Source organism: Actinobacillus arthritidis (assembly GCF_029774155.1).
GTDB lineage: Bacteria > Pseudomonadota > Gammaproteobacteria > Enterobacterales > Pasteurellaceae > Actinobacillus > Actinobacillus arthritidis.
This window is the reverse complement of the sequence record NZ_CP103833.1, coordinates 1,287,400-1,305,810: the sequence shown is the minus strand read 5'-3', so window position 1 is coordinate 1,305,810 and position 18,411 is coordinate 1,287,400. Positions and strand designations below refer to the sequence as shown.

Below are 18,411 nucleotides of genomic sequence, written 5' to 3'. Positions count from 1 at the left end.
TTAACAACTTTTTGCAAAAGTTTTAAGAAATCAGACCGCTTGTTTAACAAATCTTACAATTACTTCTTAAATCCTTGTCCATTATTCCAAGAAACCGTATATTCCAGCGGTAAGCGGCTACTTGGTAACGAAGCGGTTGCCGCTTTACCAATCGCTAATAACATAACCGGTAAATAACGGGCCGCATCTACGTCTAAAGCCGACAATACGGCTAGGCGATCAAATACCCCTATTGCGTGAGTATCATAGCCTTTATCTTTTGCAATCAGCATTAATTGCATTGCCGCCAAACTGGTATCCGTAATCACTTGGTCACGAATGTCCTGCTCAGTTGAAGCATTATGTACACTAAGAAGAAAATCGAGTGAACGTTGTTTAAATTGTTGATGTAAACAACCGGTTTCAATAGAACGATCTAAAATATCATCAAGTAATAATTGATATTGTAAATCCGCCAAAACTAGAATGACTGCAGAAGCGGTTTCACACGGCGGTGCATTAAATGCCACCGAGCCAAGTAATTTACTTTTTTGCTCCATATCATCTACCACCACAAAACGCCATGGTTGTAAATTTGCTTTAGAAGGAGCAAGTTGTGCCAAACTCAGCATTTCTTGTAATTCTTGGCGGTCAATTTTCACATTAGGATTAAACACTTTAATCGTTTTACGTTGCTCAATAACGTTTTTAAGTTCCATTCTTCATTCCTTTTATAAATTATTTGTTTCAGTGTACGTTTAGCACAGATAAAGCGAAATAGTCTAAATGAGGTATTTAAAACTTTTTATGAACTAGATCAAAAAAGCCAATAAGCGGTTAAATTTGATAAAAAAACCACAAAATCCACTCAATCTTGTTTAACGGTGACAACGACCGACAATATCAAGAGAAATATCATATATTGGCAAACTGTGTTTACTCATATCAATATCTAACAAACTAAATACCGTATGGAATACGTTATCGTGTGAATAAGGCTTATCTGCATTACGTTTAATGCAGTCTAAATCAAATGGCTCATTTTTTTTCCAAGATTTTGAGAACCAAATCATCATCGGAATTTTGGTTTGTTCTTTTGGTGCAAGAGAGTATGGCGTGCTATGTAAATAAATATCGTTTTCACCTAATGATTCGCCATGATCGGAAAAATAATATACTGTACTTTCCCAATCATCTCGTCTGTCTAAGCGTTGAATGACTTGATCAAGAAACTTATCTAAATAAACAATACCGTTGTCATAAGTGTTTACCAATTCTTCATTACTACATTTACTGATTTCATTAGTATCACAAGTCGGCGTAAAAAGGCGTTCGTTTTCGGTGTAGCGTTCATAATAAGTTGGGCCATGGCTACCGATCGTATGCAATACTATCACCGTATCTTTGTCTGAATTTTCAGCTAAGGCTTTATCCAATTCAGGTAACATCACTTCATCTAAACACTCACTATTGGTACAAAGTGAGGAAGCGTTACCATTAAAAGTATTAATTTCTTTAACTCGATTAGCCACACCTTTGCTATCGCTATTATTTTCAATCCACACCACATTAACACCTGCACGACTCAAAATATCAAGTAAATTATCTTGATTTTTAGCAGTAACTTCATCGTACTGCTCTCGTGTCATTGATGAAAACAAGCACGGTACGGAAATAGCTGTAGCAGTTCCACAACTGCTGACATTACTAAAATTAATCAAATTCTCACCGCTTGCAAGACGGGTCGCCATTTTCGGTGTAGTCTGACGTGCGTAACCATTTAGTCCCCAATTCATCGCACGGGTTGTTTCACCTAGCACAATGACAGTCACATGGCGATAGCGATCAGGTTTTTCCATTTTAACGTTTTCTGCTAATTTCTCGAATGGACGATTTTCTATTCGACTATGTTTGATTTTACTCACACTGGCGACAACAAAATTAGACGGCACAATCAAATGAGGCAAATATTTGTTATTACGGAAAAACGAAGCGTAATCTTGGTAAAACTGGCTGGCAACTGCAAAAATCATTAGCGATGCAGTAAAAATCACTCCAATTCTGAGGGAAATTTCTTTCCACCAAGCTTGGTAAGCGATTCTCACGTTAAGATAAGCGAGTGCAGGCACAATACCAAGGAAGAAAATCCACACAAGATAGCTTGGTGTCATCATTCGCAGGCTTTCAGCAGGGTTGGTTTGTAATACATTAGTGAGCATATCACGGTCAAAATAGACATTGAAAAACAATGAGTTATAGCTTACCGCCGCACTTAATAGAATAAGTAACGGTACAATCACTTTATGTATAAATGGAAGAGAAAGTAGGTTTAGTACAATATTTAAGGCGACAAAAAGCACTAACGGCATGGTGTAAATGAAGTAATCATCACTTGTTCCTGTAAATTGGTAGAGACTGACAACTTTTCGGAAAAAACCGATATTCAAGGCAACAGTAACATAAAGTGAAACAAGAGCGATAAGACTAACTTGCGATAAATGCCATTGAGGACGTTTAAATTTCATTGAGTTATCCTTTATATAAAAAAGAGAAAATTGACGGTTAGATATTTAATTTCATAGTATTAAAGATAAATAGCTATAAGCACACTGATAACTATTTTGTCCAATTATTAATATAATACAGGGGGAAAATTAGGCGAAAATTAGGAAGAATCGTTAAAAAGATAAAGAATATAGTGACATATTCAAACTATTGAAAAATGAAAAAGCCCAAACTAAAACAGTTTGAGCTTTTAAGATCATTATGAAAAAAACATATCGGCTTAGCAGTTCCGATGTAAAACATCTTAAACAAGAAAAATTAGCAGAAAATTAGCAAGCGGACGAATTTTACTAACGTTTTGTAATTATGTGCTCATTGTATCAATGATATTAGTAGATATGGAGTGTGTTCAACCATATTCAATTATTACATTCACAGATAATTATTTTGGGCAAACACAGTTATTATAAATGGACTAGGCTTGCAGATAAGATTTACGCAGGAATACTTTGACCAAAAGTCCGGTTGAGAATTTCTGGCTGTCATGTAATTCGAGATATCCACCATAACGTTTAGCTATGTTTACAGCGATTGCTAGACCAAGCCCTGTACCTTGTTGTTCTGTACCGAGAATACGGAAGAATGGCTCAAGTACTCGCTCCTGCATTTCCGATGGAATACCATTACCATTATCCTCTACACTAAAAATCACAAATTCATCATGTTCTTCACAGCTTAAATCAATTTGGCTTTCTGCTGGCGTATATCGTAATGCGTTATCAACCAAAGTTTTAACAAGAGTAAACATATCAATTTCCGGAGCATAAAAAACCACCGCTTGCGAACCTACCACACCAATATCCTGATCTTTTTGCTGGCTAATAGGTAGCAAACTTTCAATAATTTGACGAAATAAATATTGAGAATTGATTTCCGTTTTTTGTAAACTTACATAGCTTGCCTGTGCTTTGGCCAGTAAAAGTAGTTGCTCAATTAAGTGACGGTTACGCTTAATACTTTGTTGAATTTGTTCAATTTGCACCGCTTGTTGTATTGGCAGTCCTTGTCCTGAAAGGCGTTCAGCCTGCAATGAAAGAGCCGTCATCGGACTACGCATTTCGTGGGTCGCATCTGCTATAAATCGCTGTTGCTGTTCAATCGAATGGAAAGTTCTGACTAACAGTTGATTAATCGCATTGGTAAAGCCTTGAATTTCAGTTGGAACTTGTAAGGTATCAATCGGTGTTAAATCAAGATCTTGACGTTGCTCAATTTCTTGGGCGATATGTTGCACCGTTCGCATTTTAAAATGTACTAAAAATCCAATTGCCAGCACGGTAAGAGGTAATAAAATCGCAAATGGTACAAGATTATCTAACGCTACATCCATCGCTAAATCGGTACGATAATTGCTATTTTGGGCGACTAACACATAACCATCCGGCTTTCGTTTCAAATAAAAACGGTACATATCGCCACGATATTCAGCATCATAAAAATCTTCATGTTTACCTGTTACATCAAAGATTGCATCAGGGCTTTTCGAAGTTTGTACCAGTAGTTGAGTATCATTATGGTCAGAATTTTGTTTAGGATAAGCTTTATTTGGGTCTATATAATCCGCTACCTGTCTTAAAACCCTATCCTGTAATTCATTGGTTTCTCTCCAAATATCAGAAAAGTTATAGCCTGCATTCAATAATGCCGTGATAAACAACAATGCCGAAATGCCCCACATCAATTGAGCTTTAATGGAATTTCTCATTACTTCCCCTAGCTTTCTTTTGGTACTAACCAGCCCACACCACGCACATTTTTAATATGGCTTTTACCAATTTTTTTACGAATAGTATGAATAAGAAAATCTACTGCATTACTTTCTACTTCTTCCCCCCATCCATAAAGCTTGTCTTCCAAATCTGATCGAGAAAGAATAATGCCTTGGCGTAATACCAAGGCTTGCAAAATTGCAAACTCCTTATTGGTCAGTGAGACAGATTCATTTTGACCTGTAATATCAACTTGATAAGTTTGTGGATCTAGCGTTAGCACCCCATTACTTAGTTTTGGTGTTACCTGTCCACTATGGCGGCGGATAATCGCTCTTATTCGGGCATGCAACTCCGATAAATCAAAAGGCTTGACCAAATAATCGTCCGCACCACCATCTAGCCCAGCTAGACGGCTACTAATATCATCACGAGCAGTCATAATTAAAATAGGTGTGCTATTTTTTAGATTACGGACATGTTGTAACACGAGTAGCCCATCTTGTCCGGGTAATCCTAAATCTAGCAATACCATATCATATGTCTGATCTCTCAAAGCCATTTCAGCTATATTACCATTATTGACCCAATCTACAGCATAGCCGCTATCTTTCAAGCTATCTTCGACCACATTTGCAATCATTGAATCATCTTCAACTAATAAAACTCGCATAATATTCCCCTATTTAGTATTGAAAGTGATTATATAATGAAAAAAAAGCTCAAACCAAAATTGACTTGAGCTTTTAAGAATCATTGTGAAAAAAACATATCGGCTTAGCAGTTCCGATACAGAGCATTCTAAATAAGAAAAATTAGCAAAAAATTAGCAAGTGTTTAGAATTTTCAAACTTAACCGCTTATCCCTTATAAAACTGCTCTCAATAATCCCGTTGCCACAATTGAAATAACCACAGTCGGAAATAACGAAAATTTCATCATAACTAAACAAGTTATGATTACCGCTATTGTATTGGCAAGATCACCGGACATAATTACCGGTGCAATTACCGAAATTAAAACACAACCCGGTACAGCTTCCATAACTTTTTCAGTTGTACGGCTTAATTTTCGGTTGCGTAATACGAGAAAGCCAAGAATACGAGTAAGATAAGTGGAAAACGCCATTAAAATAATCGTGAGAAAAACACTCCATTCCATTATAACGTTTCTCCTTTACTCTCTCCCTTATGCCAAAAATAAGCGGAAAAAATACCGGATAATGCTCCTGCAAGTACATACCAAGCACCATCAACCGTATGATAAATCAAGCCGGCAACCAATAAACTCACAAACCAAGGACGAGCTAGCTTAAATGACTTCCACATTCCCTTTAGCATCACTAAAAATATTGCAGTAAAAGACATATCGAAGCCATATTTCTCTAAATCACCGACAAAAGGCCCGATATAAGCACCAATCATACTGGAGCTAATCCACATCACATAAAGGCTAATCGCCGTTCCCATATAATAAGGAATACTGATTGCCTTTTCAGGACGTTTTTGTGCATCAGCCAAATTCATCGCCCATACTTCATCTGCCATAAAAAATAATAAGCCGAGTGATTTTAATCGACCGATATTTTTCATATATAAAGAAAGGGCGGCTCCCATAATAATATGACGACTATTAATCAGCATTGATACGGCAACAATCACACTGATTGCAAGTGGATGCGTCCAAAGATTTACAGCGGCAAATTCCGAACCGCCGGCAAAATTCAGTCCGGTTAGTAAACCGATTTCATAAAACGGCATACCCTTTTGAGAGGCTTGAGCACCTAATACCAATCCCAAAGGAATAAAGCCTAACATCATCGGAGAGGCTTCTTTCACACCTCTTATAAATTCATTGTGTTGCATATTTAATATTATTTTTTTGAATATAAATTTTAGATATTGTGAATCGTCATTGATCCCACGCTTCAGGCGTTAATTTTTTACCGAAATGACTCTCAATTAAGCGTGCTGTAATCGGACTTTGCGGATTTAATAGTAGCTCTTTGGTTAAGCCATATTCAACAACCTCTCCTTCTTGCATAACCATCAATTTATCCGCAATATGCTTAATAATTCCAAGATGTTGTCCGACATAAATAAAAGAAATACCGAGGCGTTCCTGCAAATTTAGCATTAGATTCGTTAACTGAGTTCTTACCGAGAAATCTAATGTACTTAAAGTATCGTCTGCAATAATAATTTCCGGAGAAAGGATTAACGCTCTGGCAAGTGCAAGTCGTTGTTTTTGGCTACTCGAGGTATCATTAATATGAATAAGAGCATGTTCTGGGTACATACCCACTAAACGTAACGTGCTGAAAATGCGTTCATTACGCTCATTTTCATTTAAATTAGTCGCTAAACGTAATGGCGAATCTAAAATTTGTCCGATATTATAATTAGGATCAAAAGCATCATTCGGATCTTGAAACATCATTCGAATATGTTTAGCTCGAAAGCGATAATCGCCAAAGTGGAGTGCCTGACCTCTAAAAATCATTTCGCCGGAAGTGGGTTTTGTGATCCCGGCGATCATCTTCGCTAATGTGGACTTACCTGCCCCATTTTCTCCAATAATCGCTATCGTTTCACCTCTTTCCAAAGTAAAGGAAACATCTTTAACTGCATAAAAATCGTGTTTGCGAAATAAACCGATTCGGTCAGTAAAATGCTTATTCAGGTGTTTAATTTCAAGTAAAGGCATTTGATTAGGAATGGATCTTAAAATGGATAACTGAAAAATTATTATCAGTTATCCACTCTTAATTAGCAATGAAAAAGACCGCCAATAAGCGGTCTTTTTTGGTCAACTTTTTACAATCTGAAATTATAAAACGTTTACACAGTTTAAGTCTTCGAAAGATTGCTCTAAGCGTTTAGACATAGATTCTTCCATTTTACGTAACCAAACACGTGGATCGTAATATTTTTTATTTGGAGAATCAGGACCTTCAGGGTTACCTAATTGACCTTGTAAGTATGCTTCGTTCGCTTTGTAGAATTGAAGAATACCGTCCCAAGATGCCCATTGTGTATCTGTATCGATGTTCATTTTGATCGCACCGTAGCTGATTGCTTCACGGATTTCTTCACGTGATGAACCTGAACCACCGTGGAAAACGAAATCGATTGATTTAGCAGGAAGATTACGTTCTTTAGAAACGAACTCTTGTGATGCACCTAAGATTGAAGGTTTTAATTTTACATTACCCGGTTTGTAAACACCGTGTACGTTACCGAATGCCGCAAACAACCGTGAAACGATGACTTACTGGGTGTAATTGGTCGTAAACATATAAAACATCTGACGGTTGAGTATATAATTTAGACTCTTCAACATCTGAGTTATCAACACCATCTTCTTCACCACCGGTAATACCGATTTCGATTTCAAGTGTCATACCCATTTTATCCATACGAGCTAAATACTCACGGCAAATTGCCATATTCTCAGCCATAGGCTCTTCTGAAAGATCGATCATGTGAGAAGAGAATAAAGGTTTACCTGTTTCTGCAAAGTGTTTTTCACCTGCATCTAATAAACCGTCAATCCATGGAAGTAATTTTTTCGCGACGTGGTCAGTGTGAAGAATTACCGGAACACCGTATTCTTCTGCTAATGCGTGAACGTGTTTCGCACCTGCGATTGCACCTAAAACATCTGCACGAGCACCTGATGCTGGTTTAATACCTTTACCTGCATAGAATTGTGCACCACCGTTAGAGAACTGAACGATAACAGGTGCTTTTACACGCGTTGCTGTTTCTAATACTGCATTTACAGAGTCAGAACCTACACAGTTTACCGCCGGAATTGCAAAGTTGTTTGCTTTAGCATAAGCGAATACTTTTTGAACGTCGTCGCCTGTTACCACACCCGGTTTTACGATGTCTAATAATGCCATTTTTGAGTTTCCTATAGTGTTAATAAATTCAAAATTATTCCCCTCTTTAGTAAAGAGGGGGTAGGGGGAGATTTGTAAAAAATCGGAGAAAAATCGCCGTTTGTAAAATCTCCCCCCAGCCCCCTCTTTTTCAAAGAGGGGGAGTTAAAGAATTAGCCGTTTGCACGTTTCTCTAAGATTTCAACTGCCGGTAATACTTTGCCTTCTACGAATTCTAAGAACGCACCGCCACCTGTTGAAATATAAGAGATTTTATCTGCAATACCGAATAAATCGATCGCCGCTAACGTATCACCGCCACCTGCGATAGAGAATGCACCGTTTGCCGTTGCTTCAGCGATTGCGTTTGAAATCACTTTAGTACCTTTACGGAAGTTAGGAAATTCAAATACGCCAACCGGACCATTCCAAAGAATCGTTTTTGCAGATTTGATGATATTTGCTAATTCTTCTGCTGATTTATCACCGATATCAAAAATTGATTCGTCCGCTTGAACTTCAGATACGGCTTTTTCTGTTGCCGGAGCGGTTTCAGAGAATTCTGTACCTACACGTACATCAACAGGAACTGGGATATTAGTTGCTGCATGACTAAACGTTTTGCTTCAGGGATTAAATCTTCTTCATATAAAGATTTACCTACAGGGTGACCTTCTCTTGCGATGAAAGTATTTGCGATACCGCCACCAACGATTAATTGGTCTGCGATTTTTGAAAGGCTGTCTAAAACAGTTAATTTAGTAGAAACTTTTGAACCGCCAACGATTGCTAACATCGGGCGTTGTGGTTCTTTTAACGCTTTACCTAAAGCATCTAATTCTGCCGCTAATAACGGACCAGCACATGCAATCGGTGCAAATTGTGCAACACCGTAAGTAGAACCTTCAGCACGGTGAGCCGTACCAAACGCATCCATAACGAATACATCACAAAGTCTTGCATATTTTTTCGCTAATTCAGGATCATTTTTCTTCTCACCTTTATTAATACGTACGTTTTCAAGTACCACGATTTCATTTTCAGCGACTTCAACACCGTCTAAATAGTCGCGAACTAAACGTACCGGAACACCTAAATCTGATGCGTTTAAGTAATCAACTACAGGCTGTAAAGAATTTGCTTCTTCGAAAACACCCTCAGTTGGACGACCTAAGTGAGAAGTTACCATTACTTTTGCGCCTTTTTGTAAGGCTAATTTTAAGGTAGGAATGGTTGCACGGATACGTGCGTCAGATGTCACTTTGCCATCTTTTACTGGTACGTTTAAATCAGCACGGATAAATAAACGTTTGCCCGCAAGATCAAGGTCTGCCATTTTAATAACTGACATAGTAAGTTCCTCTTTTTTAAGTTTCAAAAATAAAACAGTATAATTATATCATTTTCTACCTATTTTGGGCGAATGTAGATCAAATTCTTGAATGATTTTGTAAAAAACAAACAGTTTTTAACCGCTTACACCCTCCAATTACTCCAAATGGAGTATCTACCACCATGTAGTCCAGAAGAAATATGACATACAACCTAAAATTACTACACAGAGTAAGTTAAGGATTAGTCCAACTTTTACCATTTCACTTTGTTTAATATAACCAGTAGCAAATACAATCGCATTTGGTGGTGTTGCTATCGGCAACATAAAGGCGACAGACGCACCACAAGCAATAATGGCGACTAATGAAATCGGCGGTAGACCGAGAGAATTTGCTACTGAGATAAAAATCGGCATCATTAGTGCGGCACTCGCAGTATTAGAGGTAAATTCGGTTAGAAATACAATAAATGCCGCCATTGATAATGTCATAATTAACCAGTGTTTGTTACCAATATAATTCACAATACCGTCAGCCAAAATTTTACTTGCTCCGGTATCTTTCAACACAATGCCAAGGGTTAAACCGCCACCGAATAACATTAGAACACCCCACTCTGCACGTTCCTGAATTTGCGACCATGTTGCTGTATTGGTAATACAAAGCACGATAACCGCAATCATTGCTATGACCGCATCGAAACTTTTAATCGATTCTTTTAACGCTAAAAATTGACGTACCATCGGTTCAATTACGCTGCTGAATGTTAATAAAATGGCTGTGACACAGAATACAATTAAGGTTGTTAAACGTTTGGGCGTTAACGGAATATTTTCTACTTTTGCTTCAAAATGAACATTAAAATTAGGGCGAAGAACAACAAGTAGTGCGATAACCATGGAAATCAGTAACAAAATCGCGACTGGCATACCGTAAGCAAGCCACTCTGAAAATGAAACTTTAATATAAGAAGCTAAAATCGCATTAGGTGCAGATCCAACAACCGTTCCCATTCCACCGATACTCGAACTAAATGCAATACCAAGTAACACGAATACATAAATTTTACGATGTTGTTTAAAATCTAATTGGTGCAAAATACCTAAAGAAAGTGGCAACATAAGGGCGACCACCGCCGTATTATTGATAAAGAGCGAAAGCCCTGCCGTAACAGCAAATAAGTAAATGATCGTACGTTTCAAATTCCCCTTTGCTAAACGGATGACATGATTAGCAATCCAAAGATCAATTTGGTGAATATTTAATACCGTCGCGATAACAAAACCGCCAAAGAACATAAAGATAATCGGTTCGGAGAAGGGAGCAAAGGCGACTTTAGTAGATAAGACATTCAAGAAAATGGCGAAGATAGGTACCATTAAAGACGTGACGGTGATATTAAAGGCTTCCGTTAGCCACAAAATACCCACAAAGATCAATAAAGCCAATCCTTTATTTTCTTGCGGAGCAAACGGCAATAACTTTAATAACGTAAAAAACAAGATCAAATCAAGCGTTAAGATAGTAACGCCTCGTATAGGATTCTTCGTAGTTTTCGACATAATGGTACCTCTAATTTGTTTGCATATTGGTCTGTTTTAGACTCTAAATTCGACAATAAACGATTTTTAACAAAAGTAAAGAGGAAAACATAAAATTAATGAATTATTTTATTCAGTGAGCTTATCTCCTGATTACGCATAATATAACAAACATATTGCATAAAACACGTAAAAATACTCAAATATCATGAATAAAAATTCAAATAAACTCATAAAAAAAGCGTAGCCAATATGCTACGCTTTTATTCTAGTTCACCTATTCTAACCAGAAAAAATATCCGATTAGAGAAACAGTTAAAATACAAACAATACTGAGTTTATACGAACGCAACATATCGCTCTGTTTGACAATACCTGTACTAAACGCAATCGCATTCGGCGGTGTACCGACCGGCATCATAAAGGCACAGGAAGCACCAAAACCGATAATTAAAGCAAATGCACGAGGATCAAGATTTAATGACTCTGCAATCGAGATAAAAATCGGTACTAATAACGCCGCACTTGCTGTATTTGAGGTAAATTCGGTTAAACATACAATAAATGTTGCAATAATTAAGCAAATAATATAATAGTGTTTACCTTCAATTAGTGAAACAATTCCTTCTGCCATAATTTTGCTCGCACCAGTATGGCTTAACACATAACTTAAGGTTAAACCACCGCCAAATAGGAATAATACCCCCCATTCTGTTCCTTCTTGTAATTGGCTCCAAGTCGTTACTCGTGACGTACATAAAGCTAGTGCGGCAATCATTGCCACTATACTATCAAAGCTACCGATATTCTTCGATAAACCTAATAATGGCGAAATAAAGCTATTCACTTGTTGACCGAAAACCCAGCAGAGAGCGATTACCACAAAAATACTTAAAGTAATAATACGTTTACGATTCATTGGAATCTCTTCTGCGTGATATTCAAAACGTCCTGAGAATTTAGGACGGAAGTTAAAATACAACACGACTAATGCCATTGGTAATAAAATAGCAACCATCGGTAAACCGTAAATTAACCATTCAGCAAAACCGATGCCTAGTTGTGAAGCGACAATCGCATTCGGCGGACTTCCTACTAAAGTTCCCATACCGCCAAGACCGGCACTATAAGCAATACCTAAAATCACAAAGGCGAAAGTGTTGTGATCACGTTCTTTATCCATATTACTTAATAAGCCTAAAGCAAGCGGTAACATCATTGCTGCGGTGGCGGTATTACTCATCCACATTGAAAGCACGGCGGTTACAAGGAATAAATAAAGTACCGCAACAAATAAATTACCTTTAGCCAGTGCCATAATTTTATTGGCAATTAATTTATCAATTTTTTGAATATGCAATGCGGTTGCTAATGCAAATCCTCCGAAAAAGAGGAAAATAGTCGGATCAGCAAATGCCACTAATGCCTGCTTGGATTCGACCAAACCTAAAAAGACGGAAAGTACCGGAATAAATAGTGCGGTAACGGTGACGTGCATTGCTTCGGTAAGCCATAAAACCGCTACAAACGCAAGTAAAGCGAGAGCTTTAGTCGGAGCAGGTTCAAAAGGTAGGAAATTTAGTAATGCTAAAAATAGAATCACATCCAAAATATAAATGATGGTATTCCTGCGATTTTTAGCAACATCTTCTTTAAATTGCTTGGTTTCTGGCATTCAGTGTCCCCCACGTTTCAGATTTGATTAAAATGTTACAATTTATTTAAAACGAAAGGACTATATCAAAAAATCATTGCAAAAAAATAACTAAAGTAAAAAAATATGAGTTACATCATAATTTTTAATCAACAATTTAAACAGGTACAACCATTTATAATAAAAAACGCCCTATTCTAACATCTGAGAATAGGGCGTAAGCGGTTGATTTTAACTATATTGTTACAAGATTCTTATAACCAGAATACGTAACCGACCGTTGCAATCACTAAGACACAAATAATATTTAACCAAAAACCGGCTTTAACCATTTCATTTTGTTTAATTTGCCCCGTACCGAATACAATCGCATTTGGCGGTGTTGCCACCGGTAACATAAAGGCACAACTTGCACCTAAACCAATAATTAATGCTAAACCGAGTGATGGCATATTCAATGCTTCTGCAATCGAGATAAAAATCGGTACTAATAATGCAAGCACTTGCTGTATTTGAAGTAAATTCAGTTAAGAAAATAATAAATGCGACCACAATTAAGCCAATCACATAGAAATGGCTACCGTCAATTAACGCCACAATACCGTCCGCCATAATTTTGCTTGCACCGGTTTGTCCTAATACCGCACTTAACGTTAAACCGCCACCGAATAGGAATAATACTCCCCATTCCGTGTTTTCTTGGACTTGTTGCCAAGTTGCAACACGCGTAATACAAATTAATGCTGCGGCAACCATAGCCATAATACTGTCAAAGCTACCGATATTGCCTTTTAGTCCTAATAAACCTGAAAGTAATGGATTAAGCTGTGAACTAAATACCCAACTTAACGCAATAAATGCAAAAATTACTAAGGTTAAAATACGATCACGATTAAGCTCAATTTTTTCAAATGTCTGTTCAAACTGTACATCAAATTTAGGCTTGAATACGACATACAATACACCAATCATCAATGGCATTAAAATAAACATAATCGGTAAACCATATTTCATCCAATCTGCGAATGAAAGATGTAATTGTGAAGCAACAATCGCATTCGGTGGACTACCGACGAGAGTCCCCATCCCTCCGATACTCGCACTATAAGCGATTCCCAACAATACAAATACATAAGTATTATGATGTTGAGAGCGATCCAATTTGCTTAAAATCCCCATCGCCAGCGGTAACATCATTGCGGCGGTTGCCGTATTACTCATCCACATAGAAAGAAACGCTGTAACCGAAAACAAATAAATAACCGCAACAGAAAGTTTACCCCTCGCCATTGTCATAATCTTATTCGCAATTAAGCGGTCTAATTGTTGAATATGCAATGCCGTTGCTAAAGCAAAACCACCGAAGAAAAGGAAAATAGTCGGATCAGCAAAGGCAACCAAAGCTTCTTTTGATTTAACTAAGCCTAATGCAATCGACAGTATTGGCACTAATAATGCAGTAACCGTGACATGTAACGCTTCCGTTAACCAAAGTACCGCAACGAAAACTAATAAAGCCAATCCTTTATTTGCTTCAGGTGCAAAAGGCAATACATTTAATAAAATGAAGAAAAGTATGACATCGACAATAAATATCACACTATTACGCATATTGGTTTTTGCCACAGGGGCGGAATTGCTTCCCATAGAATACCCACCTTTATTGAGTTATAAAATAGGTTGCACTATATACTAAATTAGGTAGAAAAAAATAAAAATGTTACAAAAATGTGAAGATCTTCAAATATTTGGGATAGTGGACAAAATTGAGTCCAATTTCCTGATGATATAGCTATAATAGGTATTTTTAGTCGGTTATGGCTTTATTTTTTTAACTTATGCAGGTAAATAAAATTCATCAGTCAATCTTTGATTCGTTATATGTGCAATATGTCTGCGATAATCTTGATTGCCAAATAATTTATATCACGTTTTAAACTCCAATAAGTACTGCGTAATCGCTTCATTTAACATTATGCTCCGAACTTTTGTTAAAGTAGGTTTTATACTCATTTAGCCATTGAAGTAATGCTTGATTAAGCGATGAAGTTTAAGTGAGTGTTTCAGGTAAAGTTTTTGTTCAGTTTTTATGGATTTTTGAAGATTCCTTCGGATGATTCTTTCAGAACATTGATATTCAATGGCAATCAAAACACTTATAGCATTGAACACCATTAATTTTGTCCACTATCCCCAAAATTTTAACCGCTTGTTATAGTTTTACCGGCTCGATGATTTCGCTAGGGTAGCAACCTAATACTTTGACATAGCTAGTTACGCTTTCTAACGCTGTTAACGCTTGTTGAGTATTTTCGGAATGAATATTCGCTTGTAATTCTACATAGAACATTTCTTCCCAAGGCTTACCGTAAATCGGGCGAGATTCCAATTTAGTCATACGGATTTGATGCTGTTTGAATACCATTAAGGCATCTACTAACGCACCGGCTTGTTGTGAAGTGGTCATCAGCAACAATGTTTTAGTTTGTAGCTGTGGCGAAACATTAATCGCTTGTTTCGCTACCACGATAAAGCGTGTGATATTGTTTTGTTGGTTGGCAATATCGGTTTTGATATTGGTTAAACCGTAAAGTTTACCACCGTCCTCATTACCTAATGCGACAATATTCGGCTTATTCAAGCGGGCAACCATCTGCATTGCGTGCGAGCTACTTTCACAATATTTAATATGAACTTTATTTAGGCTTTGAATAAATTGACTGCATTGTTGAATCACTTGAGGGTGACTGTACAAGGTATCAATTTCAGCAAGATCTATATTACCGTTTGCCAGTACGCAGTGCTTGATCGGGTAAGCTAATTCACCAACTACCGCTAAATCAGTATGTTGCAGTAAGTCATATACGTCATTGATTGAACCTGAAGTGGTGTTTTCAAGCGGAAGCACACCAAATTCAGCTTCACCTTCACTCACCTTATCAAACACTTGTTGGAACGAATCACAACTCAATTCAATTAAAGAACCTTGATATTTTTTCGCAAATTGACGAGATGCCATATTGGAATAAGAACCACGCATACCTAAAAAGGCAATCGATACATTTTGTTCTTTTTGCTCATTTAATTTATTTTGCAGATAATTTTGCTGAGTTAGTACCGAATCTTCGATAATGCGTTGGAAAATCTGTGTAACATATTGCGGATCTAATTGATAATTTTCCGCTTCAGCATGACTCACTAATGCTTGTAATAGCGCTTTTTCTCGTTCGATATCACGTAACGGTTTTTGTGTGATTTCTTTACTACGAACCACATCAAAAGCAAGACGATGACGTTCGGCAAGTAATTTCAGTAAATTGCGATCAAGTTGGGTGATTTGTTGGCGGATATTGGATAAATCTAATGACATCGTGTTTTCTCTTAATTATTTGATTTATCAAGATTATAGCGATTTAGTTGATAAAAAAAAGACAAGCGGTCAAATTTGCAAGATTTTTTGCAAATTCGACCGCTTTAATACACTTACTGTACTAGAAAATTGATATTATTCTTTCGTGCTTAATTTCAGTGAAATAGCTACTGAGATAGCGAGAAGAGTGACTATGCCAATCCCGATTGTCATCCACATAATTTCTTCCTTATACTTGAATAGAACGATATTAACTCGCAATACCTTTATGGCGTAATAGTGCATCTAAGGTTGGTTTACGGCCACGGAAACGTTCAAACAATACCATTGGTTCTTCCGAACCACCACGCGTCAGAATATTATCTAAATAAGACTGACCGGTAGTTCGGTTGAAAATACCGTCTTCTTCAAATTTAGCAAAGGCATCCGCCGATAATACTTCTGCCCATAAGTAGCTGTAATAGCCTGCTGCATAGCCACCTGCAAAAATATGGCTAAAACTATGTGGCGTACGTACCCATTCAGGTGTGCGTACTACAGCAACATCCGCTTTTACTGCTTTTAAGGTATCTAACACCAAGCCTTCACGAGGTTGTGCCAAATGCAAACGGAAATCGAATAGACCGAACTCTAATTGTCTTAATACAAACATTGCCGCTTGGAAGTTTTTCGCCTTGAGTAACTGGGTTAATTTATCTTTCGGTAACGGTTCGCCGGTTTGATAATGCCCCGAAATAAATTCAAGTGCTTCCGCTTCCCAACACCAGTTTTCTAAGAATTGGCTCGGTAATTCCACCGCATCCCACGGTACACCGTTGATCCCGGCAACATCGCCGACATCAATTTGGGTGAGCATATGGTGGATACCGTGACCAAACTCATGGAATAAGGTGGTAACTTCGTCATGCGTAAACAGAGCCGGCTTGTCGCCAATCGGTTTATTAAAGTTACAAGTTAAGTATGCTACCGGTTTTTGTAACGAACCATCTGCCAAACGTTTTTGGTTGATACAATCATCCATCCACGCACCGCCACGTTTATTTTCACGTGCGTATAAATCTAAATAGAATGCACCGCGTTCTTCGTTTTGCTCATCGTAAATTTGGAAGAAACGCACGTCTTCGTGCCAAGTATCAATGCCGAATTTTTCTTCGATACGTAAGCCGAAAATACGCTTCATTAGTTCAAATAAGCCTGAAAGTACGCGATCTTCTGGGAAATAAGGGCGAAGTTCTTCATCATTGATTGCATATAATGCTTGTTTTTGCTTTTCGCTATAAAATGCAATATCCCACGGCTGAAGTTCGGTTACGCCGTATTCTTGTTCAACAAAGGCGTGTAGTTCCGCTAATTCTTTTTCACCTTGTGCTTTTGAACGTTTGGCTAAATCTTCTAAGAAATCGACAACTTGTTGCGGGTTCTCCGCCATTTTGGTAGCAAGAGAAAGATCAGCATAAGTTTCAAAACCTAATAATTGCGCCATTTCTAAGCGTAATTTAAGTTTCTCATCGATATTTGCCGAGTTATCCCATTTGCCTGCATTTGAGCCTTGATCAGAAGCACGGGTTGCATACTCTTTATAAATTGCCGCACGTAGTTCACGGTTTTCGCAGTAAGTTAGTACCGGATAGTAACTTGGGAATTCTAAAGTAAAGCGGTAGCCTTTTTTACCTTTGCTTTCTGCAGAAAGTTTTGTCGCTTCTAAGGCGGATTCTGGCAAGCCTTGAAGCTGTGCTTCGTCTGTGATCACGATATCCCAGCCCATTGTGGCATCCAATACATTATTACTGAATTGTGAGCTTAGTTCAGACAGGCGAGCAGATACTTCACCGTAACGTTTTTGTTTATCCGCCGGTAATGAAATCCCCGAAAGCTCGAAATCACGTAGGCTGTTTTCAATTGCTTTTTTCTGTGCAAGAGAATAGCTCTCAAACTCCGATGAGTTTTTCAGTTTTACATAGCCTTGATATAAACCTTGGTGTTGCCCCGCCCAAGTACTGTATTCAGAAAGTATCGGTAAGCATGCCTGATAAGCTTCTCGTAATTCCGGCGAGTTTTTCACGCCGTTTAGATGACCGACGGGTGACCACGCACGCGCAAATTTATCGCCGGCAATCGCTTGTGGCATATAGAAATTTTCCCACGTTGGGTTTTCAATTTGAGCAACTTGTTCAATTGTATCGCGACATTCTTTAATCACTGCTTCTATTGCAGGTTGGATATGTTCCGGTTTGATTTGTGAAAATGCAGGTAAACCGGTGTAATTTAAAAGAGGATTAGACATTGTTTATTTCCTTTTTCTTAGTCGAAATGAATTATTAGTCTTAGCATCATACACCAAAGTTTCATAGAAACAGAAATCACGAGGGGGTT

General features: G+C 37.7%; 11 protein-coding genes and 3 pseudogenes. All 14 read right to left on the bottom strand.

Features of this window, described 5'->3' with window-relative positions; genetic code table 11:
* Positions 1-59: 59 nt before the first annotated feature.
* The 14 genes and pseudogenes from NYR89_RS05990 to prlC all read right to left on the bottom strand — a co-directional run bounded on the left by NYR89_RS05990 (position 60) and on the right by prlC (position 18,322).
* Positions 60-698 (bottom strand): nitroreductase family protein, encoded by a 639-nt coding sequence (locus NYR89_RS05990; protein WP_279445114.1) that lies wholly within the window; start codon positions 696-698, stop codon positions 60-62.
* Between the two features lie 159 nt (positions 699-857).
* A complete protein-coding gene (locus NYR89_RS05985) occupies positions 858-2,504 on the bottom strand; it encodes a phosphoethanolamine transferase (RefSeq protein WP_279445113.1) in 1,647 nt (548 codons plus the stop codon).
* Positions 2,505-2,959: 455 nt separating this feature from the next.
* The gene (locus NYR89_RS05980) at positions 2,960-4,249 is read right to left on the bottom strand and encodes an ATP-binding protein (protein WP_279445112.1); all 1,290 of its coding nucleotides are present in this window, start codon (positions 4,247-4,249) and stop codon (positions 2,960-2,962) included.
* Positions 4,250-4,257: 8 nt separating this feature from the next.
* A complete protein-coding gene (locus NYR89_RS05975; protein WP_279445111.1) occupies positions 4,258-4,926 on the bottom strand; it encodes a response regulator in 669 nt (222 codons plus the stop codon).
* 194 nt (positions 4,927-5,120) lie between these two features.
* Entirely contained in the window at positions 5,121-5,414 is a 294-nt protein-coding gene (locus NYR89_RS05970) for an AzlD family protein (protein ID WP_279445110.1), read from the bottom strand.
* Positions 5,414-6,118 carry an AzlC family ABC transporter permease gene (locus NYR89_RS05965; protein ID WP_279445109.1) on the bottom strand — a complete coding sequence of 235 codons (705 nt, stop codon included), beginning with the start codon at positions 6,116-6,118 and terminating at the stop codon, positions 5,414-5,416. Before NYR89_RS05965 ends, NYR89_RS05970 begins: the two co-directional genes overlap by 1 nt.
* Before the next feature lie 46 nt (positions 6,119-6,164).
* Positions 6,165-6,959: a peptide ABC transporter ATP-binding protein gene (locus NYR89_RS05960; RefSeq protein ID WP_279445108.1), complete on the bottom strand. Its 795-nt coding sequence runs from the start codon at positions 6,957-6,959 to the stop codon at positions 6,165-6,167.
* 123 nt (positions 6,960-7,082) lie between these two features.
* A pseudogene (gene fbaA, locus NYR89_RS05955) lies at positions 7,083-8,160 on the bottom strand (class II fructose-bisphosphate aldolase).
* 152 nt (positions 8,161-8,312) lie between these two features.
* Positions 8,313-9,490, bottom strand: a pseudogene (locus NYR89_RS05950) (phosphoglycerate kinase).
* 156 nt (positions 9,491-9,646) lie between these two features.
* Complete coding sequence (locus NYR89_RS05945; RefSeq protein ID WP_279445107.1) at positions 9,647-11,035, bottom strand: SLC13 family permease; 1,389 nt, start codon at positions 11,033-11,035, stop codon at positions 9,647-9,649.
* 256 nt (positions 11,036-11,291) lie between these two features.
* Positions 11,292-12,689 (bottom strand): SLC13 family permease, encoded by a 1,398-nt coding sequence (locus tag NYR89_RS05940; protein WP_279445106.1) that lies wholly within the window; start codon positions 12,687-12,689, stop codon positions 11,292-11,294.
* A gap of 233 nt (positions 12,690-12,922) precedes the next feature.
* Positions 12,923-14,315: pseudogene (locus NYR89_RS05935) on the bottom strand (DASS family sodium-coupled anion symporter).
* A 565-nt stretch (positions 14,316-14,880) separates the two neighbouring features.
* Entirely contained in the window at positions 14,881-16,038 is a 1,158-nt protein-coding gene (locus NYR89_RS05930; protein ID WP_279445105.1) for a chorismate mutase, read from the bottom strand.
* A 250-nt stretch (positions 16,039-16,288) separates the two neighbouring features.
* Entirely contained in the window at positions 16,289-18,322 is a 2,034-nt protein-coding gene (gene prlC / locus NYR89_RS05925) for an oligopeptidase A (RefSeq protein ID WP_279445104.1), read from the bottom strand.
* Positions 18,323-18,411: the final 89 nt, after the last annotated feature.